Source organism: Nocardioides marinisabuli, from assembly GCF_013466785.1.
In the GTDB taxonomy this organism is placed as follows: domain Bacteria; phylum Actinomycetota; class Actinomycetes; order Propionibacteriales; family Nocardioidaceae; genus Nocardioides; species Nocardioides marinisabuli.
The window spans coordinates 2,095,663-2,117,406 of the sequence record NZ_CP059163.1 but is presented as its reverse complement, the minus strand read 5'-3'; the positions used below and the strand labels follow the sequence as shown (position 1 = coordinate 2,117,406).

The 21,744-nt window shown below is 72.0% G+C and carries 22 protein-coding genes and 1 tRNA gene; 7 read left to right on the top strand and 16 right to left on the bottom strand.

Annotation, left to right across the window (positions count from 1 at the left end; translation table 11 throughout):
* Positions 1 to 21: 21 nt before the first annotated feature.
* From pstC to H0S66_RS10080, 3 genes are all read right to left on the bottom strand, one after another.
* Positions 22 to 957 (bottom strand): phosphate ABC transporter permease subunit PstC, encoded by a 936-nt coding sequence (gene pstC, locus H0S66_RS10090; protein ID WP_179615267.1) that lies wholly within the window; start codon positions 955 to 957, stop codon positions 22 to 24.
* Between the two features lie 81 nt (positions 958 to 1,038).
* Entirely contained in the window at positions 1,039 to 2,001 is a 963-nt protein-coding gene (locus H0S66_RS10085) for a PstS family phosphate ABC transporter substrate-binding protein (protein ID WP_179615266.1), read from the bottom strand.
* A gap of 208 nt (positions 2,002 to 2,209) precedes the next feature.
* On the bottom strand, positions 2,210 to 3,094 hold the full coding sequence (locus H0S66_RS10080; RefSeq protein WP_179615265.1) for an NUDIX hydrolase: 885 nt from the start codon (positions 3,092 to 3,094) through the stop codon (positions 2,210 to 2,212).
* A 46-nt stretch (positions 3,095 to 3,140) separates the two neighbouring features.
* On the opposite strand from H0S66_RS10080, the gene H0S66_RS10075 reads away from it, so the two are divergent.
* Positions 3,141 to 4,304: a hypothetical protein gene (locus tag H0S66_RS10075; RefSeq protein WP_179615264.1), complete on the top strand. Its 1,164-nt coding sequence runs from the start codon at positions 3,141 to 3,143 to the stop codon at positions 4,302 to 4,304.
* Positions 4,305 to 4,900: 596 nt separating this feature from the next.
* Here H0S66_RS10075 and H0S66_RS10070 read toward each other — a convergent pair.
* The 6 genes from H0S66_RS10070 to H0S66_RS10045 form a co-directional block, all read right to left on the bottom strand.
* Complete coding sequence (locus tag H0S66_RS10070; RefSeq protein ID WP_179615263.1) at positions 4,901 to 7,165, bottom strand: heavy metal translocating P-type ATPase; 2,265 nt, start codon at positions 7,163 to 7,165, stop codon at positions 4,901 to 4,903.
* Positions 7,162 to 7,374, bottom strand: coding sequence for a heavy-metal-associated domain-containing protein (locus H0S66_RS10065; RefSeq protein ID WP_179615262.1), 213 nt, complete (start codon positions 7,372 to 7,374; stop codon positions 7,162 to 7,164). Before H0S66_RS10065 ends, H0S66_RS10070 begins: the two co-directional genes overlap by 4 nt.
* 10 nt (positions 7,375 to 7,384) lie before the next feature.
* A complete protein-coding gene (locus H0S66_RS10060) occupies positions 7,385 to 7,684 on the bottom strand; it encodes a metal-sensitive transcriptional regulator (RefSeq protein WP_420846872.1) in 300 nt (99 codons plus the stop codon).
* 78 nt (positions 7,685 to 7,762) lie between these two features.
* Positions 7,763 to 7,954 carry a hypothetical protein gene (locus H0S66_RS10055; RefSeq protein ID WP_179613740.1) on the bottom strand — a complete coding sequence of 64 codons (192 nt, stop codon included), beginning with the start codon at positions 7,952 to 7,954 and terminating at the stop codon, positions 7,763 to 7,765.
* Positions 7,955 to 8,144: 190 nt separating this feature from the next.
* Positions 8,145 to 8,348 carry a cold-shock protein gene (locus tag H0S66_RS10050; RefSeq protein ID WP_056863399.1) on the bottom strand — a complete coding sequence of 68 codons (204 nt, stop codon included), beginning with the start codon at positions 8,346 to 8,348 and terminating at the stop codon, positions 8,145 to 8,147.
* A 234-nt stretch (positions 8,349 to 8,582) separates the two neighbouring features.
* Positions 8,583 to 9,839, bottom strand: coding sequence for an alpha/beta hydrolase (locus tag H0S66_RS10045; RefSeq protein WP_258017218.1), 1,257 nt, complete (start codon positions 9,837 to 9,839; stop codon positions 8,583 to 8,585).
* Between the two features lie 239 nt (positions 9,840 to 10,078).
* On the opposite strand from H0S66_RS10045, the gene H0S66_RS10040 reads away from it, so the two are divergent.
* Entirely contained in the window at positions 10,079 to 10,252 is a 174-nt protein-coding gene (locus tag H0S66_RS10040; protein ID WP_180923558.1) for a hypothetical protein, read from the top strand.
* Positions 10,253 to 10,262: 10 nt separating this feature from the next.
* Here the strand turns inward: H0S66_RS10040 and H0S66_RS10035 are convergent, their stop codons facing one another.
* Complete coding sequence (locus H0S66_RS10035; protein WP_179615259.1) at positions 10,263 to 11,081, bottom strand: crotonase/enoyl-CoA hydratase family protein; 819 nt, start codon at positions 11,079 to 11,081, stop codon at positions 10,263 to 10,265.
* A 140-nt stretch (positions 11,082 to 11,221) separates the two neighbouring features.
* Between H0S66_RS10035 and H0S66_RS10030 the strand changes: the two genes are divergently transcribed.
* Positions 11,222 to 12,532, top strand: a complete 1,311-nt coding sequence (locus H0S66_RS10030) for a DUF2254 domain-containing protein (protein WP_179615258.1) — start codon at positions 11,222 to 11,224, stop codon at positions 12,530 to 12,532.
* Here H0S66_RS10030 and H0S66_RS10025 read toward each other — a convergent pair whose 3' ends face one another.
* Complete coding sequence (locus H0S66_RS10025; protein WP_180923556.1) at positions 12,533 to 13,333, bottom strand: hypothetical protein; 801 nt, start codon at positions 13,331 to 13,333, stop codon at positions 12,533 to 12,535. It abuts the gene before it with no gap.
* Between the two features lie 189 nt (positions 13,334 to 13,522).
* Between H0S66_RS10025 and H0S66_RS10020 the strand changes: the two genes are divergently transcribed.
* Positions 13,523 to 13,595, top strand: a tRNA-Lys gene (locus H0S66_RS10020).
* 255 nt (positions 13,596 to 13,850) lie between these two features.
* Here the strand turns inward: H0S66_RS10020 and H0S66_RS10015 are convergent.
* Entirely contained in the window at positions 13,851 to 14,021 is a 171-nt protein-coding gene (locus H0S66_RS10015; protein ID WP_258017217.1) for a response regulator transcription factor, read from the bottom strand.
* Between the two features lie 842 nt (positions 14,022 to 14,863).
* On the opposite strand from H0S66_RS10015, the gene H0S66_RS10010 reads away from it, so the two are divergent.
* Positions 14,864 to 15,847 (top strand): TIGR03557 family F420-dependent LLM class oxidoreductase, encoded by a 984-nt coding sequence (locus tag H0S66_RS10010; protein ID WP_179615255.1) that lies wholly within the window; start codon positions 14,864 to 14,866, stop codon positions 15,845 to 15,847.
* Here H0S66_RS10010 and H0S66_RS10005 read toward each other — a convergent pair.
* Positions 15,844 to 16,065: a hypothetical protein gene (locus H0S66_RS10005; RefSeq protein ID WP_179615254.1), complete on the bottom strand. Its 222-nt coding sequence runs from the start codon at positions 16,063 to 16,065 to the stop codon at positions 15,844 to 15,846. The two genes, H0S66_RS10010 and H0S66_RS10005, sit on opposite strands and share 4 nt — an antisense overlap.
* A gap of 12 nt (positions 16,066 to 16,077) precedes the next feature.
* On the bottom strand, positions 16,078 to 16,362 hold the full coding sequence (locus tag H0S66_RS10000; RefSeq protein ID WP_179615253.1) for a DUF7218 family protein: 285 nt from the start codon (positions 16,360 to 16,362) through the stop codon (positions 16,078 to 16,080).
* A gap of 126 nt (positions 16,363 to 16,488) precedes the next feature.
* On the opposite strand from H0S66_RS10000, the gene H0S66_RS09995 reads away from it, so the two are divergent.
* The gene (locus H0S66_RS09995; protein ID WP_179615252.1) at positions 16,489 to 17,184 is read left to right on the top strand and encodes an HAD family hydrolase; all 696 of its coding nucleotides are present in this window, start codon (positions 16,489 to 16,491) and stop codon (positions 17,182 to 17,184) included.
* Here H0S66_RS09995 and H0S66_RS09990 read toward each other — a convergent pair.
* Positions 17,181 to 17,972, bottom strand: a complete 792-nt coding sequence (locus tag H0S66_RS09990; protein ID WP_179615251.1) for a hypothetical protein — start codon at positions 17,970 to 17,972, stop codon at positions 17,181 to 17,183. The two genes, H0S66_RS09995 and H0S66_RS09990, sit on opposite strands and share 4 nt — an antisense overlap.
* A 72-nt stretch (positions 17,973 to 18,044) precedes the next feature.
* Here H0S66_RS09990 and H0S66_RS09985 point away from each other — a divergent pair, with 72 nt between their 5' ends.
* Positions 18,045 to 18,917 carry an A/G-specific adenine glycosylase gene (locus H0S66_RS09985; protein WP_179615250.1) on the top strand — a complete coding sequence of 291 codons (873 nt, stop codon included), beginning with the start codon at positions 18,045 to 18,047 and terminating at the stop codon, positions 18,915 to 18,917.
* A 123-nt stretch (positions 18,918 to 19,040) separates the two neighbouring features.
* Here the strand turns inward: H0S66_RS09985 and H0S66_RS09980 are convergent, their stop codons facing one another.
* Positions 19,041 to 21,608: an ATP-dependent Clp protease ATP-binding subunit gene (locus tag H0S66_RS09980; RefSeq protein ID WP_179615249.1), complete on the bottom strand. Its 2,568-nt coding sequence runs from the start codon at positions 21,606 to 21,608 to the stop codon at positions 19,041 to 19,043.
* Positions 21,609 to 21,744 lie beyond the last annotated feature (136 nt).

Here is a 21,744-nt window from a genome sequence, read left to right as displayed (position 1 = left end):
CGGTAGCGGTGGCGACACTCATCAGTAGGCCTGCCTGTAGCGACGGACGATGAAGATGCTGACCATGTTGATGACCAGGGTGATCAGGAACAGCGTCATGCCCACGGCGAAGAGCATGTTGTAGTCGACCGAGCCGACGGGGTTCTCACCGCCCGCGGTGTTGGCGATGAACCCGGTCATCGTCTGGGCGCCGTCGCGCGGGTCGAGGGTGAAGTTCTTGATGTTGCCGGCCGCCAGCGTGACGATCATCGTCTCGCCGATCGCGCGGGACATGCCCAGCACGATCGCGGCGGCGATGCCCGACAGCGCGGCGGGGAAGACCACGCGCACGGTGGTCTGCATCCGGTTGGCGCCCATCGCCAGCGACCCCTGGCGCATCGCCATCGGCACCGCCGAGAGCGAGTCCTCGGCGAGCGAGGCGATGGTCGGGATCACCATCACGCCCAGGATCAGGCCGGCGGCGAGCATGTTGGTGAAGCCGACGTCGAGGCTGAGGATGTCCTGCAGCAGGGTCGGGGTCACGAAGGCCAGCGCGAAGAAGCCGTAGACCACCGACGGCACGCCGGCCAGCAGCTCGACGGTCGGCTTGAGGATGCGCCTGGCGCGCGGCGAGGCGTACTCCGAGAGGTACATGGCCGCGCCCAGCCCGAGCGGGACCGCCACCAGCAGCGCGATGATCGTGGTGATCATCGTGGCGTTGATGAGCGGCAGCACGCCGTACTCGCCCTCGAGGGCGAAGTAGTCGCCGAACGGCACCTGGCCGAAGAAGTCGATGACGGGGTCGATCAGGGCCGCGACGATGCCGACCGAGATCAACGCCGAGAGCAGCGCACAGGTCGCGAGCAGCACCTTGATCGCCGACTCGGCGGGTCGGGGCTTCTTGGACAGGTTGATGTCGCCGGACGAGCCGGCCCCGGGTGGGGGCGAGCCCGCGACAGTGGCGCTGGAGGTGCTCATGGAGTCCTTCGGGTGAGGCGGTGGAACCAGTGTGGCAGGAGCACCCGGTCGGGGTGCTCCTGCCTCAGGTGGCGCTGCCGATCAGGCGATGCTCTCGAGGTTCGACTGGGTCTCGGAGTAGAGCTCCTCGCTCAGCGGGATGAACTGGCCGATCTCCGCGATGTCGGCGAGGTTGCCGATGTAGTAGTCGACGTAGGCGGTGACGGCCTCGTTGTCGGCGTACGCCTCGTTCTTGACGTAGATGAACAGCGGGCGGGCCAGCGGGGTGTACTCCCCGGCCTGGGCGGTCTCGGCCGAGGGGGCCACGCAGCCGTCGCCACCGTCGATCTCGACGGCCTTCAGCGCGTCGGCGTTCTGCTCGTAGTAGGTGTAGCCGAAGTAGCCCGTGCCGCCCTCGGTGCCGGCGACGCCCTGGACCAGGACGTTGTCGTCCTCGGAGCCCTCGTAGTCGGAGCGGGTGTTCTCGGTCTCCGACTCGATGACGTCGTTGGCCATGTAGTCGTAGGTGCCCGAGTCGGTGCCGGGACCGAACAGCGCGATCTCCTGGTCGGGGAAGCTCGGGTCGAGCTCGTTCCAGTTGGAGACGGTCGAGTCGGGGCCCCACAGCTCCTTGAGCTGGTCGACGGTCAGGCAGTCGACGTCGAGGTCGGGGTGCACGACCACGGTCAGGGCGTCGGTGGCGACCTGGAGCTCGGTGTACTCGATGCCGTTCTCCTCGCAGACCGCGACCTCGTCCTCGGCGATCGGGCGCGAGGCGTCGGAGATGTCGGTCTCACCGTTGCAGAAGCGCTCGAAGCCACCGCCGGTGCCGGACTCGCTGACCGAGACCTGCACGTTGGGGTTCTCCTCGTTGAGGAGCTCGGCCGCCGCGTCGCTCATCGGGAACACGGTCGACGAGCCGTCGATCGTGACCGAGCCGCTGGCGCTGGTGTCGGCCTCGGCACCGGAGTCGCTGCCGGCGTCGGCGCCGCCGCAGGCGGTGAGGGCGAGGGCGAGGACGGCGACGCCGGGCACGAACGCCCGACGGATGGAGGTGCTCTTCACTTCGGCTTCTCCTGAAGTCTGATGACTGTTGACGACAGGGAACCTAAGCAGCCCAGATGACGGGCTTCGTGGGCGTCGGTGAACGAACGGTGAACCCACAGCACCATGTCGGCGACATCAGGCAAAGCACGAGACGGCGGTCACATGAACACGCCCCGGGCATGCCCCCTGGGGCGTTGACGCCGGTCTGGACCAGTGGGTAGGGACGTCAGTGCGGCAGGTGCTGCTCGGTGGCCACCACGCGCCCCTTGCGCAGGTGGACCACCACCATCTCCCCCGGTGCCAGCGCCGGGTCGTCGATGCCCAGCGCCGCGAAGACGTGCGGCAGCACCGGCCGGTGCGTGCACAGCACGGCGCCGCGGCGGCTCGCGTGCACGTCGTGGACCAGCTTGGCGAGCACCTCGGCGACCGAGTCGGGGGTCGCGGCGTCCTCGGTCAGCTCCTCCACGTGCTCGAGGTCGGCGTCGATCGTCTCGGCGTACGGCGTGAGGGTCTCCAGGCAGCGCACCGCGGGCGAGGTCACCAGCCGCCGCACGTCGTACGCCGCCAGCACCGGCACCAGGTCGAAGGCCTGGGTGCGCCCGACCTGCTGGAGCGTGCGCGCCCGGTCGTCGCCGCGCCAGGTCGAGCGGGCCCGGGCCCGCGCGTGGCGCTGCACGACCAGGGCGTGGGTGCGCTTGCGGCGGCCCAGCGCGACCTGCAGCAGCTCGCGGTCGCGCTCGTAGGAGAGCAAGTCCGCGGCCTCGTCGACCGGCACCCAGCGCACGTCGCTGATCTCGGCGTTGCGCTCGTAGGACTCCACGTCGTCGCCGGAGACCACGCGCCCCACCCAGTAGTGGACGGTCTTCATCGCCTTGGCGGTCGCGTAGTGCTGCAGCGGCAGCGGCGGGCCCAGGCGCACGTGCAGCCCGGTCTCCTCCTCGACCTCGCGCACCGCCGCGGTGGTCGCGTGCTCGCCCGGGTCGAGCTTGCCCTTGGGGAAGGACCAGTCGTCGTACTGCTGGCGGTGGACCAGGAGGACCTCGCGGCCGGGGCGGAACACCACGGCCCCGGCGGCGATGACGTCACGGGACCGGCTCGGGACGGCTGCCATGGCCGTAGTCTCACACCACCGTCGCCACGATGAGGAGCCCGACCCCGTGCCTGAGCCCCTGGCCGCCCCCGCGACCGACCCGAGCAGCAGCGGCCCCGCCGAGGGTCGCCGCGGCCCGCGCCGCGCCCTGGTGGTGGCCGGCGTGGTGACCCTGACCCTGCTGCTCATCGCCGCCCTGGGCGTGGGCGTGCACTGGTGGCGCGGGCCCGGCAGCGACCTCGAGCGCGCGGTCGCGCTTGCCCCCGCCGAGACGCAGCGCTGGACCTGGACCGACTGGGCCGGGGTGCGCGAGCGGCTCCAGGTCGAGGGCACCGACGACGACGCCGTACGCCGCCTGCTCGACGAGGGCTTCGACGCCGACCTGACCTCGGCCTCGGGCCTGGTGGAGTCGGCGCCGCTGCTGGCGCGGTCCTTCGGCTGGTCGCCGGCGAGCATCGACTGGGAGCTGCTGGCCCAGTCGCCCGACGGGGCGCTCGAGGTGGTCGGGCTCGGCGAGGACGCCGACACCGGCGAGCTGGGTGATCGCCTGGAGTCGCTCGGCTACACCCGTCCCGAGTCCTCCGAGGGCATCTGGGAGGGCGGGGAGGAGGTCCTGGCGCGGCTCAACGCCGCGAACGGCGCCGCAGGCACCCCCACCCTGCAGTTCATGGCCTTCGACGAGGACCGCTCGCTGGTGCTCACCAGCGACCAGCGCTCCTACCTCGAACGGGCCCTCGAGGAGGCCGCCGACGACCACGAGCCCGACGCGGCCGGCGTCACCGACGTGCTCGACACCCTGCCCGCGCAGCCGCTCAGCGCGGTGGTGCTGACCGGGGAGCAGGCCTGCGGCGCGCTGTCGATGGGCCAGGCCGGTGAGTCCGACCAGGCCGCGGCCGACGAGCTGCTGGCGCAGGCCGGCCCGGTCAACCCGCTGACCGGGTTCGTCCTGGCGCTGCTGCCGCCCGGGGACGACGGTGGCGCCCAGGCCCCGCTCGACCTGCGGGTGGGCCTCGGCTTCGAGTCCGAGGAGCAGGCCCGCACGAACGCCGACACCCGCGCGGCGCTCGCCGCCGGCCCCGCCCCCGGCCAGGGCGGCGCCTTCTCCGACCGCTTCAGCGTCGACGAGGTCACCGCCGACGGCACCACCGTCACCCTCGACCTCACCCCGGCCCCCGGCGCCTACCCCCTCAGCGACCTCTCCGACGGCCCGGTCCTCTTCGCCACCTGCTGAGCCGCGGGGTCACCGCTGGTCGAGCAGCAAGGAGCGCCAGCGACGCGCGTCGTCGAGACCCCGCGAGAACCGCGCACGACGTACGCCATGGACTCACCCGGTTTCGGCGACGCTCGAGCCTCCGGCCCTCGCTGCTCAACCAACGACCCACGCCGAGCCGGCGCCACTTCCCGCCGTACGCCGAGCCGGCCGGTTCGAACCAGCCGGGTCGGCGTACGACGCACCGCTGGTCGAGCAGCAAGGAGCGCCAGCGACGCGCGTCGTCGAGACCCCGCAAGAACCGCGCCAACCTCGCCGTACGCCATGGACTCACCCGGTTTCGGCGACGCTCGAGCCTTCGGCCCTCGCTGCTCAACCAACGACCCACGCCGAGCCGGCGCCACTTCCCGCCGTACGCCCAGTCGGCCGGTTCGAACCAGCCGGGTCGGCGTACGACGCACCGCGCCAGCGACGCGCGTCGTCGAGACCCCGCAACCACCGCGCACGACGTACGCCATGGACTCACCCGGTTTCGGCGACGCTCGAGCCTTCGGCCCTCGCTGCTCAACCAACGGCGGGGCCCTCGCTTCTCAACCGGCGGTGGGGGCTGGCGCTGGTCAGGCGATGGAGGAGCGGAAGCGTCGCAGGCGCAGGCTGTTGGAGACGACGAAGACCGAGGAGAGGGCCATCGCGAGGCCGGCGATCATCGGGCTGAGCAGGCCCAGGGCGGCCAGGGGCAGGGCGGCGACGTTGTAGGCGAAGGCCCAGAAGAGGTTGCCGCGGATCGTGGCCAGGGTGCGGCGGGCGAGTGCGACAGCGTCGCCGGCGACCCGCAGGTCGCCGCTGACCAGGGTCAGGTCGGCGGCCTCGATGGCCACGTCGGTGCCGGTGCCCATCGCGATGCCGAGGTCGGCCTGGGCCAGGGCGGCGGCGTCGTTGACACCGTCGCCGACCATCGCCACGACCCGACCGGCCTCCTGGAGCCGGCGCACCTGCGCCACCTTCTCGGCGGGCAGCACGTCGGCGACCACCGTGTCGATGCCGACCTCCGCGGCCACCGCACGGGCGGCCCGCTCGTGGTCGCCGGTCAGCAGCACCGGGTCGAGCCCGAGGTCGCGCAGCCGGGCGACGGCCGCGGCCGAGGTGTCCTTGACGGTGTCGGCCACCACCAGCACGCCCCGGGCGACGCCCTCCCAGCCGACCAGCACGGGGGTGCGACCCAGGGCCCGGGCCGCCTCGAGCGCCTCGGCGAGCGGCGCCGGCAGCGCCATGCCCTCGGCCTCGAGCAGCGCCGGGCGTCCGACCGCCGTACGCCGCCCGGAGACGTCGCCGACGACGCCGAGGCCCTCGCGGTTGGCGAAGCCCACGACCTCGGGGTGCTCGGGGCGCGCGGCCGCGGTAGCCACCGCGCGGGCGATCGGGTGCTCCGAGCCGTGCTCGAGCGCGGCCGCGACCCGACGCACCTCCGCCTCGTCGGCCGGGGTGTCGGGGTGGACGACCACGTCGACCAGGCTCATCCGGCCCGTGGTGACGGTGCCGGTCTTGTCGAGGACGATCGTGTCGACGCGGCGGGTGGACTCGAGGATCTCGGGGCCGCGGATCAGGATGCCGAGCTGGGCGCCGCGGCCGGTGCCGACCATCAGGGCGGTCGGCGTGGCCAGCCCCAGGGCACAGGGGCAGGCGATGATCAGCACCGCGACGGCCGCGGCGAAGGCGGTGGTGGCCCCGGCGCCGCTGAGCAGCCAGGCGGCGAGGGTCAGCAGCGAGAGCGCGATGACGACCGGCACGAACACCCCGGAGACCCGGTCGGCGAGGCGCTGCACCTGCGCCTTGCCCTGCTGGGCCTGCTCGACCAGGCGGGCCATCTGCGCCAGCTGGGTGTCGGCGCCGACCCGGGTGGCCCGCACGACCAGGCGCCCGCCGGCGTTGACGGTGGCGCCGGTGACGACGTCCCCGGGGCCCACGTCGACCGGCACCGGCTCGCCGGTGAGCATCGAGACGTCGATCGCCGAGGCGCCCTCGACGACCTCGCCGTCGGTGGCCACCTTCTCGCCGGGGCGCACCACGAAGACGTCGTCGACCCGGAGCTGCTCGGCGGCGACCTGGGTCTCGACCCCGTCGCGCAGCAGCGTGACCTCCTTGGCGCCCATCCGCAGCAGCGCCTCGAGCGCGGCGCCGGCCCGGCGCTTGGAGCGCTTCTCGAACCAGCGACCGGCCAGCAGGAACGTCGTGACCCCGGCGGCGACCTCGAGGTAGACCTCGTCGAGCCCGTCGCCGCGCTGCAGGCTCAGGGAGAAGCCGTGGGTCATCCCGGGCATGCCGGCGTCGCCGAGGACCAGCGCCACCAGCGACCAGGTGTACGCCGCGCCCACGCCGACCGAGACCAGCGTGTCCATGGTGGTGGTGCCGTGGCGCAGGTTGGTGGCGGCGGCGCGGTGGAAGGGCCACGCGCCCCACAGCACCACCGGGGTGGCGAGGACCAGCGAGACCCAGGCCCAGCGGTCGAACTGCCACGCCGGCACCATCGCCACCGCGACCACGGGCACCGCCAGCACCGCGGAGACGACCAGGCGGCGGCGCAGGGCCGCCAGCTCGACCTCGGCGTGGTCGTCGTCGGCGCCGGGGTCCGGCACGCTGGCGGCGTACCCGGCCTGGGCGACGGTCTCGAGCAGCAGGTCGGTGCTGACCGGGCCGGAGGCGACGACGTGCGCCTTCTCGGTGGCGTAGTTGACGCTGGCGCTGACGCCCTCGAGCTTGTTGAGCTTGCGCTCGATGCGGTTGGCGCACGAGGCGCAGGTCATGCCGGTGATCGCCAGCTCCACGTCGGTGGTCGCCCCAGTGGTCACCCCGGTCGTCACATCGGTGGACGCCCCGGCGGTCATGACGTGAGCTCGTAACCCGCCTCGCGCACGGCGGCCTCGACGCTGACCCGCTCGAGCGGGGTGGTGCTGGTGACGACGACCTCGCCGCTCTCGAGGGTGACGTCGACGCTCTCGACGCCGTCGATCTCGGCGATCTCCTCGCTGACCGAGGCGACGCAGTGCCCGCAGGTCATGCCGGTCACGGTCCAGGTGCTGGTGTGGGTGCTCATCGGTGCTCCTTCAGGACTTCACGAGTCGGGTGATGGCGGCGACGGCCTCGTCGATCTTGGCGCGCCCCTCGGCCTCGCCGGCGCGGGCGGCGTCGGCCACGCAGTGGTGCATGTGCTCGTCGAGCAGCCCCAGCGAGACCGCCTGCAGCGCCTTCGTCATGGCCGAGACCTGGGTCAGGATGTCGATGCAGTACTGCTCCTCCTCGACCATCCGCTGCAGGCCGCGGGCCTGCCCCTCGATGCGGCGCAGCCGTGCGAGGTAGTCGTCCTTGCGATGCAGGTACCCGTGCTGGTGCTCAACCATGCTCATAGGGTACCCCCCTACGGTATGAATGCAAGCACGAAGAACCTGCTCCCCGATGGGAGCAGGTGCCGGACGGTACGACGCTCAGGAGGCGTCGCGCTGGAGTGCGACCCCGAGGATCTCGTCGATCTCGACCTGGCTCAGGTGGTCCTCGGACTCCGAGGCGGCGATGATGAGGTTGGTGGTCAGCTCGACCTCCCCGAGCAGGTCGGAGTCCTCGAGCGACACGTCGAACTGGTCGTGCACCCTTCCTCCGCTCAGCTCGTGGATGTCCATCGGGACCAGAGTGCCCGACCGGTGTGCCAAGCAAACCCCCACCGGCCAGATTCTGGGCCAAAACTCAGCAACCCGCTCACCGGCGTACCCAACCGTGACGAGCGGTGGCGCGAAATGGACGAAGGCCCCACCCGTCGCCGGGTGGGGCCTCGTCGTGGTGCTACCGGCTAGCTGCCGGTGACGTCCTGAATCAGACGGGGCGAACGTTCTCCGCCTGCGGGCCCTTGGGGCCCTGCGTGACGTCGAACTCGACCTTCTGGTTCTCGTCCAGGGACTTGTAGCCCTGGGTCTGGATCGCCGAGTAGTGCACGAAGACGTCGTCGCCGCCGTCCTCCTGCGCAATGAAGCCGAAACCCTTCTCGGCGTTGAACCACTTAACGGTGCCCTGTGCCATGTGCTTGGTACTCCTTAGTCAAAGCGAGGACCGTCACTTCGACGGCCCGGCAAACTTGATGCGGTGACACGTCGCTCCGACTTGCTTTGACCTTGGCAGGACCCGTACAAGCTGAAACGCCGTTGGATCACAAACTCCGCTGGCGTCGACCTGCTGGAACTTGCATCTGTTGCTGGGGCTAACACTACCGCGCCCACCCCGTGTGCAAACCAATCGAGGGCGTCTTTTTGTGGATCAGCGTGTGAACGGCTCCCGCTCGCGGGTGCAGACGACGTCCTCGGCGGGGCTCTCCGCGGTGCGCAGCACGTCGCGCACGACCTCGGTGGCGCACCGGTTGGCGCCGGTCGCGACGTGCCCGGTGTCGCCGGTCGTCACCAGCCGCGAGCCCGGCATCAGCTGCTGCAGGGCCAGCGCGCCGCTGAGCGGGGTGGCCGGGTCGTGGCGGTTGCTGACGATCAGCAGCCGCTCGGCGTCGGGCATCGTGAACGGCCCGCGGTAGGCGTCCTCGCCCGACCCCGGCCAGGCCGAGCAGGCCGAGGACAGCCAGGTCCAGGACGGGCCGAAGTCGGCGCCGCCGGCGGCCCGGGTGCGCTCCGCGGCCTCGCTCCAGGCCGCGGTGCCGGTCGGGTTGAGCGAGTCGGAGCACATCACCCCGTGGGTGCTGCCGTCGAACCAGAGCCGCTGCTGCCGGCTGCGACCGGCCACCGCGGCGTACGGGCCCGGGTACGGCGAGCGCGCCAGCTCCGCGCGCACCTCGCGCACGGTGCGTCCCAGCGTCCCGTCAGGGGCCGCCGGCTCGTCGGAGGTCGGTCGGCCCGCCAGGCGTGAGAGCTGCTTCTCGGCCTGGAAGGCGAACTCGGCGATGTACCAGAGGTCGCCGCCGTAGAGCATGCCCAGCGTGGTGCCGACGAAGTCGGAGTAGGACAGCCCCACCCGACGGGCGGCGGCCCGGTCGGAGCGCAGCCGCGCCGCGACCGCGTCCCAGCGGCCCAGGGCGTCGCCGGCGAGCCGGCAGGCGCGACGGCCGGCCTCGTCGCACTCGGCGAGCCCGGCCTCGAGGGCGTCGCGCGACCCGACCTCGCTGCCGAGGCGGGCGCTGATCGGCAGGCTCGAGCCGGGGGTGCCGTCGGGCAGGTCGCGACCGGTGGTCCAGGCCACCGGGTCGAGCACGCTGTCGACGACCGCGGCGCGCACCGTGCCGGGGAACATCGACACCCAGGTCGCGCCCAGCACCGAGCCGTACGACGCCCCGAAGAAGCTGGCCTGCTCGTCACCGAGCGCCTGGCGCACCAGGTCCATGTCGCGCGCGGTGTCGGCGGTGCTCATGTGGTCGGCGATGCGCCGGTCGCACAGCCGCTGCACGGTGGTGTCGAAGGCCAGCCAGTCGCGGACCTGGCGCCGGGTGTCGGGGAAGCCGACGCTCGGGTACGCCGTGTCGCTGCGCCCCCGGCACGTGAGGTGGCTGCTCCCCCCGACGCCGCGGGGGTCGATGCCGATGACGTCGAGCCGGTTGGTGACCCGGCGTCCCAGCAGGTCGGCCGCCCAGGGCGCGAACCGGCGGCGAGCCGCCCGGGCCGCCCGGGTTGACGAAGACGGCCCCCAGGCGCCGGGCCGGCTTGCGGGCCGGCACCCGCCGCAGCGCGAGCGTGAGGGTGGCGCCGTCGGGGCGGTCGTGGTCGAGCGGCACGTCGACGCGACCGCAGTCGAAGCCGCGGCACGAGCGCCACCGGATGGTCGGCACCTCCCTCGCCGCGGCCGACGTGCTCGCCGCGGGAGCCGCAGCAGGCACGGCCGCCGCGGACGAGGTGGGCGCCGTGGTCAGCGCAGCGAGCAGGGGGACCGAGACCGCGAGCGCCGCCACCAGGGAGGCGGCGCGGCGGGGAACGAACGTCTTCACCCGGTGAGTATGGGTGACTAGCGGCGCGTGCGCTCCACGAACGCCTGCACCGCGTCGGTGTGGGCCTGGGTGTGGTGCGAGATCGCCTGCATCGCCGCGCTCAGCTCGAGGACGCCCTCGAGGTCGCGCTGCTGCGACTCCTGGATCAGCTTCTTGGCCATCCGGGTGGCGTGCGGCGGGTTCTTGGCGACCCGCGCGGCGAGGTCGCGGGCGGTGTCGAGGAGCGCCTCCGGCTCGACGACCTGCGAGACCAGACCCCACTCCAGCGCGGTGGCGGCGTCGACCCGGTCCCCGGTCAGGGCCATCTCGGCGGCGCGGGCCGGGCCGATCGCCCGGGTCAGGAACCAGGCCCCGCCGTCGCCGGGGATGATGCCGAGCTGCACGAAGGACTCGGCGAAGAACGCCTTGGTCGAGGCGATGCGCAGGTCGCACATCATCGCCAGGTCGCAGCCCGCACCGACCGCGGGACCGTTGACGGCGGCGATCAGCGGGACCTCGCAGCGACGCAGCGCGAGCGGGATCTGCTGGATGCCGTGGCGGTAGCCGTTGCGCTGCTCGTACGGCGCCCCGGAGAACATCCCGCGCCGCTCGGCCATCTCGTGCACGTTGCCGCCGGCGGAGAAGGCGGAGCCGGCCCCGGTCAGGATCACCGCGCGCACCTCCTGGTCACGGTCGACACGCGCGGTGTGCTCGACGAAGGCCGCGACCACGTCGGGCCCCGAGATCGGGTTGCGCTGCTCGGGCAGGTCGATCGTCCACGTCTCCACGTGGCCGTCGCGCTCGACGCGCAGCGGCCCGTCGTGGGTGGTGGTGGCCTCGGGTCCGGGACTGGTCATGGCCGCACCCTAGTGCGAGGGGCGGACGTCGTGCACCGGTGCTCAGGCGGGCAGGAAGCCGCCGCGCGCGGGCAGCGTCGGGACCGGCGCCACCCCTTCGCGCAGGCAGGGTGAGGCCTCCCTTCGCTAGCCTGCCGTGCATGGTGAGCCGCATCACAGCCCTGGGGTCCCGCGTCCGCAGCAGCCTCTTCTTCGTGCCGATGCTCTGCGTGCTGGGCGGTGCGGTGCTGGGCCAGGCGATGCTGGCGGTCGACGCCCAGGTCACCGGCATCGACCCCCGCCTGACCGCGACGGTCGACAGCGCACGGACCGTCCTGACCACCGTCGCGGGCGCGACCCTGAGCTTCGCCGGCATCGCCTTCTCGGTGAGCCTGCTGCTGATCTCGCTGGCCTCGAGCCAGTACTCGCCGCGCGTGGTGCACGGCATGTTCCGCGACCCGTTCAACAAGCGGGTGATGGGCCTGGTCATCGGGACGTTCACCTACTGCCTGGTGGTCCTGCGCGCCGTGCGCAGCTCGCTGGAGGGCACCGAGGAGCCGATCGTCCCGAGCGTCTCCATCCTGCTGGCGGTGCTGCTGGGCATCGCCTCCGTGCTCGCGATCATCGCGTTCATCAACCACGGTGCGCACTCGATGGACGTCTCCAAGATCCTGCACCGGGTCACCCAGGAGGCGCTGCAGCAGGCCAGCAGCGGCTGGCCCGACCCGGACCCCGACCCGGACCCCGACTCGGACCGCCAGCTGGGGGGCGGGGACGGCGACCTGCCCGAGGACGCCACGGTGGTGCGCTTCACCTCGTACGGCTGGGTGGAGAACGTCGACTTCGACCGGTTGCTGCAGGTGCTGCCTCCGGGCTCGCGTGCGCGGCTGGAGACGTTCGCCGGGCGCTACGCCATCCAGAACACCCCCGTGTGCCGGGTCTGGCCGCCGGTGGACGACGAGACGGTCCACGACTCGATCCGCGCCGCGGTCATGGTCGGTGAGACCCGCACGATGCAGCAGGACGTCGCCTACGGCGTGCGCCAGCTGGCCGACGTGGCGCTCAAGGCGATGTCACCGGGTGTCAACGACCCCACGACGGCGCACGACGCGATCTCGCACACCGGCACCGTGCTGGCGGACCTGCTGTGCCGCGTCCCCCCGGCCCAGCACCTGGCGGGCGAGCGGGGCCAGGTGCTGCTCGTGCCGCACGCCACGACGTACGCGATGCTCGTGGGCCTGGCCTTCGACGAGGTTCGCCTCGTCTCCGCCGAGGACCCGGCCGTGCTGATCTACCTGCTCGACGTCATCCACCAGGTCGAGCAGTCGATCGACCACCTGCACCGCCCCGAGGCGGTCGCCGCCCTGCGCACGCAGGCCGAGCTGGTGCGCAGCATGGTCGAGGACGCCGACGTGCCCGAGCGCGACCGCCAACGGGTCCGCGACGCCTACCTGGCGTGGCACAACGCCTGATCAGCACGTCTCGTCCCACGCCAGGCCGACCTTGTAGGCCCTGGAGATCGCCCGTCTCGGCTCGCCCTCGTCCCGAAGGAACACCTGGACCCTCATGGTCCTCCCGTAGCGCTGCGAGGCTGCGTCGTCCCGCCACTCCCACGTGCCGCCGCCCGGTCCCCTCGAGACGTCGCTCCAGCGGTACTTCCTCCCGCCGCACCCGGTGGTCTCGATGATCGTCCTGGACCCCCGGGGCACGTCGATGTGGCCGACCGAGCGCCTGATGCCGGTCGTGGGCGAGCCCTTGGCCGAGGAGCTGTAGTAGTAGGTCGGACCCGTCAGGCCCGCCGACCCCGAGAACGTGTCGAGCGTGCCGAGGTCGGTCGGCTGCGCGTCGGTCTCGGTCTGGACCGGCACGACGAAGCGGGTGGCCTCCTCCTCGACCGCGGTGCCCGTGTAGAGACCGCTCGGCAGCTCCTGCAGGTAGAAGCCCTTGGCCAGGTGGTTGCCGCAGTCGATGTCGGTGCAGCTCTCGTGGGTGGCCCAGCCGTCGGACATCCAGAGCGTGTAGCTGCCCGGGGGCACGGGGTCGTCGGTCGCGAAACGACCGGTCCCGAAGTCGACGCGGATCCTGTGGTCGACGTCCTTGGGGCGGGTGCACGTGGTCGCGCAGAGCCCACCGACGCCCGTGGCCACGCCCAGGAGGCTCCCGTGGACGGGAGCGGTCGCAGGCTCCTCGGTGGCCGTGGCCGAGCCCAGGGGCGAGGCGGCCAGCGCCACGGCCAGGGCCACCACGGCGCCTCGGGTGCTCGTCATGCGCATGGGTGATCTCCTCGGGTCCCGGCCGCTCGTGCGACGACGTCATCGTCGCGACCGCGGGCCCACCGCGCAGACGTTCACGGTCTCCGGGCTGTTCGGGGTTGTGCGGACTGCGGCCGTACGACCACGTCGCCCACCGGCTGCGCCTGACTTCTCGGCCCGCGCGACACCTCGGTAGCATCCGGCGTGCGCGGGCCTCTAGCTCAATTGGCAGAGCAGGAGACTTTTAATCTCTTGGTTGTGGGTTCGAGTCCCACGGGGCCCACCGACGTGACCACGTCTCCCAGGTTTGGGACCGTCCGGGCGGGGGAACAAGGCATCTGAGTGCCTGAGAACCACGACGGTGGGCCCCGCTAGCGTCGGGGCCCACCGTGTGGGGTGCGGCTCGAGGCCACACGCAGACGTATCGAAATCACCCGGCGCTGGTGATGCTTCACCCGGTCGAGGAGTGAACCTCGTACGTTCGCGGAGGAGACTAACAAACCTTTCGGGCTTTCTCGGTGCCCAAAGGGAGATCGTCTCAGACGCCGACCGGCTGGCGCTCGCTCAACGGGGCCAGACCGTGCTCCATGCCCCAGGCCACGGCCTGCGCGCGACGGGTCACCTCTATCTTGCGGTAGGCCGCGCGGATGTAGGTCTTGACCGAGTTGATGCTCAGGTAGAGCTGCCCGCCGATCTCGGAGTTCGTCAGGCCCTGGGTGACCAGGGCGAGGATCTCGGCCTCGCGCGGGGTCAGCTCGTAGTTCGGCCACCGAGGAGCGGGCCACGATGCTGAGCGGGCCCGGGTCGGCCGGCATCCGGCGGCGCACGGTCATGTCGCTGCCGTCGGCCATCCCCTCGAGCGCCGAGACCAGCTCGGCGACCGGGAGGGCCTTGGACAGGTGACCTGCGAACGACCCGCGCAGCTCGCCCCTCCTGGTCGCGCCAGGAGTAGACGATCGCCTGCTTCTGCGAGGCGCGGACCAGGTCGCGCAGCATCCCCTGCGTGGTCGGGGACTGCCGCACGGGCTCGTAGAGGATCACGTCGACCGCGGACGGCTTGTTCATCGCCGAGCGGAGCTCCAGGAGGTGCACCCGTCCGGAGAAGGGAGCCAGGAGCGCCCGCAGACCCGCGACGGACACCTCGTAGTTGTCGATGAGGGCCACACGGACGGGACGAGAGGTAGACACCCCTCGAACGTACTCGTGTTCGGCCCCGACCCCGAGGCCCGGAGCGCGACTTTCACCCCCGCAGGTGAGGTTTGTCCCGCGCGGCGTCGATCTGTCCAATGCTTGTGCAGACTCGCGAGAGCCGGTCGTGCCACGACCGGTGGTCGCGGGTGCTGCTGCGCCCCCCGCACGGACTGCGTGAGTCCCGCCCCGCGGACCACCGGTCGGTGTCCCAGGGCTCAGACAACAGCCATGATGGGCCGCTGCGGTCATCCTCGCGGGTGAAACGGGCAGATGCACCCCCTCGACCCCTCAGTTCCACCCCTCAGGACGAACCCGACCGGGTGAGCAGGGGCGGGGCCAGCGCTTCCTAGCGTCGGTGCCATGCGATTCGGGTACACCTTGATGACCGAGCAGAGCGGCCCCCGCGACCTCGTGCGGTACGCCGCCGCGGCGGAGCGGGTCGGCTTCGACTTCGAGGTCTCCAGCGACCACTTCAGCCCCTGGCTCACCGAGCAGGGCCACGCGCCGTACGCCTGGTCGGTGCTGGGCGCGGTCAGCCAGGTGACCGAGCGGGTCGAGCTGATGACCTACATCACCTGCCCGACGATGAGGTACCACCCGGCCGTGGTGGCCCAGAAGGCGGCGACCATGGCGCTGCTGAGCGAGGGCCGCTTCACCCTGGGCCTGGGCAGCGGCGAGAACCTCAACGAGCACACCGTGGGGCACGGCTGGCCGGCGGTCGACACCCGCCAGGAGATGCTGGTCGAGGCCGTCGAGATCATCCGGGCCCTGCACGCCGGCGACCTGGTGACCTACCGCGGCGAGCACTTCGACGTCGACTCCTCGCGGGTCTGGGACCTGCCCGACGAGCCGGTGCGCCTCGCGCTGGCGGTGGCCGGCGACAAGGGTGTCGAGCGCTTCGCGCCGCTGGCCGACGACCTGATCGCCGTCGAGCCCGACCCCGACCTGGTCTCCTCGTGGAACGGCGTCGAGGGCGCCCCGCGCATCGGCGCCGGCGCCCGGGCCATCGGGCAGATCCCGATCTGCTGGGACCCCGACGAGGCGGCCGCCCGTGAGCGGGCGCACGCGCAGTTCCGCTGGTTCGCCGGCGGCTGGAAGGTCAACGCCGACCTGCCCACCACGGCCGGCTTCGCCGGCGCCACCCAGTTCGTGCGCCCCGAAGACGTCGCCGAGAACATCCCCTGCGGCCCCGACCTCGACAAGATCGTCGACTCGGTCTCGGCCTTCGCCGACGCCGGCTTCACCGACGTGGCGCTCGTCCAGGTCGGCGACGAGGGCCAGCAGCGCTTCCTCGACGAGGCCGCCGGGCCGCTGCTGGAGAAGCTCCGGGCCCGGCTCGGCTAGCGGTCGCGCAGCGCGAAGGGGCTGACCCGGGCCACGACCGCGGTCACGACCACGAGCACCAGGACCGGCAGGTAGTCGGCGCGCCCGTCGTCGAGGATGGCGTTGAGGGCCCACGCCGCGGGGAGCGCGGCCAGCGCGTAGAAGCCGACCGCGACGACGAACCAGAGGACGTCGGCGGGCTCGAGGTCGGTGGAGGGCTCGGCAGAGCGGTTCGTCACGGGTGGGGCTCCTCAGTGCTCTCGCAGGGCGTCGATCAGCTCGTCCTTGGTCATCGACGACCGGCCCTCGACCTCCAGCTCGGAGGCGCGCTCGCGCAGCTCCTCGACGGTCCAGTCCTCGTACGCCGGCGACGACCCGCCGCGGCTGCCGACCTCGGAGCGCGAGGAGGAGGCGGCGGCGTTGGCGATCCGCGCCGACTTCTCCTTGCTGTTCCCCTCGTCGCGCAGCTTCTCGTAGAGCTCGTCGTCCTTGACGCTCGGGCCGGGCTCGTCGTTGCCGTTGCTGTTGGTGGGCATCGGGTCCTCCTCGGTGCGGTGTCGCTCGACAGTAGTGGACGTCCACGACGCTAGGAGCCGCCACCGGCCGCACCCACGCCCCTCGGGGTGAAGGCACTCCCCCGACGGCGTGCGACGGTGGCACGCATGACCTCGAATGACGCCGGCAGCGACTCCCGCATCGACACCGTCCTGCTCGACCTCGACGGCACCCTGGTCGACTCGGTCTACCAGCACACCACCGCCTGGCGCGCCGCGTTCCGCGACGTCGGCGTCGACGTCGCCTCGCACCGCATCCACCGCTCCATCGGCATGGGCGGGGACCGCCTGGTCGCGGCCGTGGCCGGGGAGAGCGTCGAGAACGCCGTCGGCGACGAGGTGCGCGCGCGCCACAAGGAGCGCCTCGACGAGCGCTTCCACGAGATCGTGGCCACCGACGGCGCCGCCGAGCTGCTCGAGGAGCTGCGCACCCGCGGCTTCACGCTGGTGCTGGCCAGCTCGGCCGACAAGGAGCTCAGCGAGCGGCTGCTCGACCTCGTGGAGGGCGGCGCGTCCCTGCTGCACGACCGGGTCGCCGGCGGCGACGCCGACGAGTCGAAGCCCGCCCCCGACCTGGTCGAGGTGGCGCTGGGCTCCGTCGACCCGCAGCGCGCGGTGATGCTCGGCGACACCGTGTGGGACGTGGAGTCGGCGGGGCGCGCCGGGGTGGCCTGCCTCGGGATGCACACCGGCGGCATCAGCACCGCCGAGCTCCTCGAGGCCGGGGCCGCGAGCGTCCACGACACCCCGCGCGACCTGCTCGAGCACCTCGACGAGACGCTGCTGGGGCGCTCGCAGGGCTAGTCCCGGTCCTTCTTGTCCTTCTTCTTCTCGTCGGCGTCGGGCTGGGGCTCGGGCGAGGCGGTGATCGTGGGCGCCACCGGGGCCACCAGCTCGAACTGCACGTCGCGCGGCTCACCGGCCAGCGCGGCGGCGGTGACGTGGTAGAAGCCCGGGAGCGCCCAGTCGGTCAGCTTGCTGCAGGAGTCGTCGGAGCGGCGCGAGCTCCAGGCGACCTCGACGGTCGTGGTGCCCGAGCTGCGCAGCACGACCTCCTGGGTCGGCACCGCCTTCGGGCACTGGCGGCTGGTCCAGATCTCGTCGGGGCCCGAGGTGATCTTCATGGTCAGGTCGCCCGGGGAGACCTCCCAGGTGCACGCCACCGCATCGCGGGTGCTCAGCTCGAGGGTGATCGCGACCTCGCGACCGGCGACGGCCGAGTCGATCACCGGCTGCACCTTCACGTCGCTGGGCAGGCAGGTGCCCACCGGCTCCGGCAGCGCCGTCGCCTTCGCCTTCTTCGCCTTCTTCGCCTTGGCGCCGCCCTTGCCCCCGGTGGTGCCGGCGCCGTCGCCGCTGGTCGCGGCCGCGTCGCTGGTCGGCAGCGTCGAGGAGGGTTGGCTCTCGCCCTCGTCGCCGACCTCGGTCTCGGCGGAGCTCTGGACGAGCTGCTCGTCGGCGGCCTCGTCGCCGCCACCCAGGCCGAGGAGACGGGCTCCACCGAAGAGGATCAGCAGGGCCACCAGCATCACCACCAGGCGGCGACGCCAGTAGACCGCGGGCGCGAGGGGTCCCCGGGTCATGGTGCTCATGGGGCGTCAATCTAGCCAGCGTCGACGGGGGTCTCGGCGAGGCGCTCCGCGGCGGCGGCGAGAATGTCCCCGATGGCCACCAGCGAGCTGCACACCCCGGTCCTGGACTGGTACGACGAGCACCAGCGCGACCTGCCCTGGCGTCGGCCGGAGGCCTCGCCCTGGTCGGTCCTGGTCTCCGAGCTGATGCTGCAGCAGACCCCCGTCAAGCGGGTGCTGCCGGTGCACGAGGCGTGGCTCGAGCGCTGGCCCACGCCGGCCGACCTGGCGGCCGAACCGACCGGGGAGGCGGTGCGGGCCTGGGGCCGCCTCGGCTACCCCCGCCGCGCCCTGCGCCTGCACGCCGCCGCGACCGCGATCGTCGCCGACCACGACGGCGAGGTGCCGGCCGACTACGACGACCTCATCGCGCTGCCCGGGGTGGGCGACTACACCGCCGCCGCCGTGGCCAGCTTCGCCTTCGGGCGCCGCCACGTCGTGCTCGACACCAACGTGCGCCGGGTGCTGGCCCGCGCCGTCGGCGGCGTCGAGTGGCCCGCGCGGTCGGTGACCCGTGCCGAGCGCGACGCGGCCGCTCTGCTGCTGCCCGCCGACGACGCCACGGCCGCGACCTGGGCGGTCGCGGTGATGGAGCTCGGCGCGCTCGTCTGCACCGCCACCGGCCCGCGCTGCGCGGCCTGCCCCGTCGCCGACCGGTGCGCCTGGCGCCTGGCCGGCCACCCGGCGTACGACGGTCCGCCGCGGCGCGCGCAGGCCTGGGAGGGCACCGACCGCCAGTGCCGGGGGCGGCTGATGGTCGTGCTGCGCGAGAGCCACGCCCCGGTGCACCGCTCGGCGCTCGACGCCGTGTGGCCCGACGAGGAGCAGCGCACCCGCTGCCTGGCCGGGCTGGTCGCCGACGGTCTCGTCGCGCAGGTCGCAGCCGACGTGTACGCACTGCCCTGAGCGGCCCTGACCCGCCCTGAGCAGCCCTGAGCAGCCCTGAGCAGCCCTGGGCGGCCCTGAGACGCACGAGTGCCCCGGACCGACCGGTCCGGGGCACTCGTCACGAGCCTGTGCTCAGGCGCCTCACTCGGGAGCGGGGCCACCCTTGGGCACGTCGGTCGGGCCCTCGTCCTCGGAGCCCTCGACGGCACCCGCCACCTCGAGCGGCGGGACGTCGGGCAGCGCCGCGACCTTCTGGCCGGTGAAGGTGAAGGTCGCCGCAGCACCCTCGCCCTCCACGTCGACCAGCACGATCTGACCGGGGCCGACCTCGCCGAAGAGCATCTTCTCGGCCATCGTGTCCTCGATCTCGCGCTGCACCGTGCGGCGCAGCGGTCGCGCACCCAGGACCGGGTCGAAGCCCCGCTCGGCGAGCAGGTTCTTCGCGGCCTGGGTCAGCTCGAGACCCATGTCGCGGTCGCGCAGGCGCAGCTCCACCGAGGCGACCATGTTGTCGACCATGTGGATGATCTGCTCGCGCGAGAGCGGCGGGAAGACGATGGTCTCGTCGACACGGTTGAGGAACTCGGGCCGGAAGTGCTGCTTGAGCTCGTCGCGGACCTTGTTCTTCATCAGCTCGTAGGAGCCGGCCGCGTCGCCGCCCTGGTTGAAGCCCAGGTGCACCGACTTGGCGATGTCGCGGGTACCGAGGTTCGTGGTCATGATGATGACGGTGTTCTTGAAGTCGACCACGCGACCCTGGGAATCGGTCAGACGGCCTTCCTCGAGGATCTGCAGGAGGCTGTTGAAGATATCGGGGTGCGCCTTCTCGACCTCGTCGAACAGCACCACCGAGAACGGCTTGCGCCGCACCTTCTCGGTGAGCTGGCCACCCTCTTCGTAACCGACGTAACCCGGAGGAGAACCGAACAGACGGCTCACGGTGTGCTTCTCGGAGAACTCGCTCATGTCGAGCTGGATCAGCGAGTCCTCGTCACCGAAGAGGAATTCCGCGAGCGTCTTGGACAGCCAGGTCTTACCGACACCCGAGGGGCCGGCGAAGATGAAGGAACCACCGGGACGCTTGGGGTCCTTGAGGCCGGCACGGGTGCGTCGGATGGCGCGGGAGAGGGCCTTGACGGCCTCGTCCTGGCCGATGACGCGCTTGTGCAGCTCGTCCTCCATCTTGAGCAGCCGCGAGGACTCCTCCTCCGAGAGCTTCACGATCGGGATGCCGGTCGCCACGGCGAGCACCTCGGCGATCAGCTCCTCGTCGACCTCGGCGACCTCGTCCATGTCACCGGCGCGCCACTGCTTCTCGCGCTCGGCCTTCTTGAGGATGAGCTGCTTCTCCTCGTCGCGCAGGCGGGCGGCGGCCTCGAAGTCCTGACCGTCGATCGCGCCCTCCTTGCGCTGGCGCACCTCGTCGATCTTGTCGTCGTACTCGCGCAGGTCGGCGGGCGCGGTCATCCGGCGGATGCGCAGGCGCGAGCCGGCCTCGTCGATGAGGTCGATGGCCTTGTCGGGCAGGAACCGGTCGGAGATGTAGCGGTCGGCCAGGGTGGCGGCCGAGACCAGCGCCTCGTCGGTGATGGTGACCCGGTGGTGCGCCTCGTAGCGGTCGCGCAGGCCCTTGAGCATCTCGATGGTGTGCGCGATCGACGGCTCGGCGACCTGGATCGGCTGGAAGCGGCGCTCGAGCGCGGCGTCCTTCTCGAGGTGCTTGCGGTACTCGTCGAGCGTGGTCGCACCGATGGTCTGCAGCTCGCCGCGGGCCAGCATCGGCTTGAGGATGCTGGCGGCGTCGATCGCACCCTCGGCCGCGCCGGCGCCGACGAGGGTGTGGATCTCGTCGATGAACAGCACGATGTCGCCGCGGGTGCGGATCTCTTTCAGCACCTTCTTCAGGCGCTCCTCGAAGTCACCACGGTAGCGGGAACCGGCGACCAGGGCGCCGAGGTCGAGGGTGTAGATCTGCTTGTCCTTCAGCGTCTCGGGCACGTTGCCCTTGACGATGTCGGCCGCCAGGCCCTCGACGACGGTCGTCTTGCCGACGCCCGGCTCGCCGATCAGCACCGGGTTGTTCTTCGTGCGCCGCGAGAGGATCTGCATGACCCGCTCGATCTCCTGGTCGCGCCCGATGACGGGGTCGAGCTTGCCCTCGCGGGCGTCCTGGGTCAGGTTGCGCCCGAACTGGTCGAGCACCAGCGACGACGACGGCGCCTCGCCGGCACCGGAGGTCGCGGCCGCGGCCGAGGCCGTGGACTCCTTGCCCTGGAAGCCGGAGAGCAGCTGGATGACCTGCTGGCGCACGCGGTTGAGGTCGGCGCCGAGCTTCTGCAGCACCTGCGCGGCCACGCCCTCGCCCTCGCGGATCAGCCCGAGCAGGATGTGCTCGGTGCCGATGTAGGAGTGGCCGAGCTGGAGCGCCTCGCGCAGCGAGAGCTCGAGCACCTTCTTGGCGCGCGGGGTGAAGGGGATGTGGCCGCTGGGCGCCTGCTGGCCCTGGCCGATGATCTCCTCGACCTGGGCGCGCACGGCCTCGAGCGAGATGTCGAGGCTCTCCAGCGCCTTCGCGGCCACGCCCTCGCCCTCGTGGATCAGGCCCAGCAGGATGTGCTCGGTGCCGATGTAGTTGTGGGAGAGCATGCGGGCCTCTTCCTGGGCCAGCACGACCACCCTGCGGGCTCGGTCGGTAAACCGCTCGAACATGGGCATCGCTCCTCAAGCTGTGTGGGGGTTCCCCGCCCGATGCTCGAGCGGTGGAGACACTTGTTCCAACCCCACGAACAGCCTACGCGTTCCCCCTCACGACCGAAGACCCGTCCGCTGACAGCGAACGGGCCTC

Bases quoted from the DNA above. Each gene is read 5' to 3' on its own strand.
- pstC (WP_179615267.1), bottom strand. From the start codon at position 957: ATGAGCACCTCCAGCGCCACTGTCGCGGGCTCGCCCCCACCCGGGGCC.
- H0S66_RS10080 (WP_179615265.1), bottom strand. From the start codon at position 3,094: ATGGCAGCCGTCCCGAGCCGGTCCCGTGACGTCATCGCCGCCGGGGCC.
- H0S66_RS10070 (WP_179615263.1), bottom strand. From the start codon at position 7,165: ATGACCGCCGGGGCGTCCACCGATGTGACGACCGGGGTGACCACTGGG.
- H0S66_RS10065 (WP_179615262.1), bottom strand. From the start codon at position 7,374: ATGAGCACCCACACCAGCACCTGGACCGTGACCGGCATGACCTGCGGG.
- H0S66_RS10060 (WP_420846872.1), bottom strand. From the start codon at position 7,684: ATGAGCATGGTTGAGCACCAGCACGGGTACCTGCATCGCAAGGACGAC.
- H0S66_RS10055 (WP_179613740.1), bottom strand. From the start codon at position 7,954: ATGGACATCCACGAGCTGAGCGGAGGAAGGGTGCACGACCAGTTCGAC.
- H0S66_RS10050 (WP_056863399.1), bottom strand. From the start codon at position 8,348: ATGGCACAGGGCACCGTTAAGTGGTTCAACGCCGAGAAGGGTTTCGGC.
- H0S66_RS10040 (WP_180923558.1), top strand. From the start codon at position 10,079: ATGGTCGGCACCTCCCTCGCCGCGGCCGACGTGCTCGCCGCGGGAGCC.
- H0S66_RS10035 (WP_179615259.1), bottom strand. From the start codon at position 11,081: ATGACCAGTCCCGGACCCGAGGCCACCACCACCCACGACGGGCCGCTG.
- H0S66_RS10030 (WP_179615258.1), top strand. From the start codon at position 11,222: ATGGTGAGCCGCATCACAGCCCTGGGGTCCCGCGTCCGCAGCAGCCTC.
- H0S66_RS10025 (WP_180923556.1), bottom strand. From the start codon at position 13,333: ATGCGCATGACGAGCACCCGAGGCGCCGTGGTGGCCCTGGCCGTGGCG.
- H0S66_RS10010 (WP_179615255.1), top strand. From the start codon at position 14,864: ATGCGATTCGGGTACACCTTGATGACCGAGCAGAGCGGCCCCCGCGAC.
- H0S66_RS10000 (WP_179615253.1), bottom strand. From the start codon at position 16,362: ATGCCCACCAACAGCAACGGCAACGACGAGCCCGGCCCGAGCGTCAAG.
- H0S66_RS09995 (WP_179615252.1), top strand. From the start codon at position 16,489: ATGACCTCGAATGACGCCGGCAGCGACTCCCGCATCGACACCGTCCTG.
- H0S66_RS09990 (WP_179615251.1), bottom strand. From the start codon at position 17,972: ATGAGCACCATGACCCGGGGACCCCTCGCGCCCGCGGTCTACTGGCGT.
- H0S66_RS09985 (WP_179615250.1), top strand. From the start codon at position 18,045: ATGGCCACCAGCGAGCTGCACACCCCGGTCCTGGACTGGTACGACGAG.
- H0S66_RS09980 (WP_179615249.1), bottom strand. From the start codon at position 21,608: ATGTTCGAGCGGTTTACCGACCGAGCCCGCAGGGTGGTCGTGCTGGCC.